This window comes from Neisseria sp. P0021.S006, from assembly GCF_051956895.1.
This window is the reverse complement of the sequence record NZ_JBQCWZ010001179.1, coordinates 1-469: the sequence shown is the minus strand read 5'-3', so window position 1 is coordinate 469 and position 469 is coordinate 1. Positions and strand designations below refer to the sequence as shown.

General features: G+C 56.1%; 1 protein-coding gene. It reads right to left on the bottom strand.

Annotated elements, in window-relative coordinates; translation table 11 throughout:
• A partial coding sequence (locus tag ACTHUM_RS19350) for an RDD family protein (protein WP_440403914.1) occupies window positions 1–469 on the bottom strand: 469 nt, incomplete at both ends.

Sequence of the window (469 nt, the reverse complement as noted above, 5' to 3'; positions counted from 1 at the left end):
AAGAAGTCGTAGAGGAACTGGCGGTCGGGATGGAACAGGGCGAAGCCCCATGGCAGGATGAGCCAAATGAGCGCGGCGCCGAATGCGCCTTTGGGTGGTATATTGAGCAGATGGCGCAATCCGGCGTAGGCAAACAGGGGAATAAAGACAATAAAAATGCTGGCCCAAATAAAGCGTAGGCGCAGCTGCGGCAGGGGCGGCTGGGTATCGTTTTTATCGGCTAAGCCGATTTTCCATGTCTGCATGGCGAGGGTTTGGCCTTTTTTGTGCCAGTTGGCGCGAAAGTAGAGCCACCATGCGTAGAACAAAATCAGACAGGTTGTCAGCATGGACAGGCGCGTGGAAACGGGATTGAGAAAGATGGCGACAATACCGGCTGCAAGGGCGGCAATGCTGGTAACGGCGCCGGTCAGCAGAAGTTCGTAAACCAGTGCGGCGAGGCGGCGTTTGAGTGGGACGGTAGGAAGAC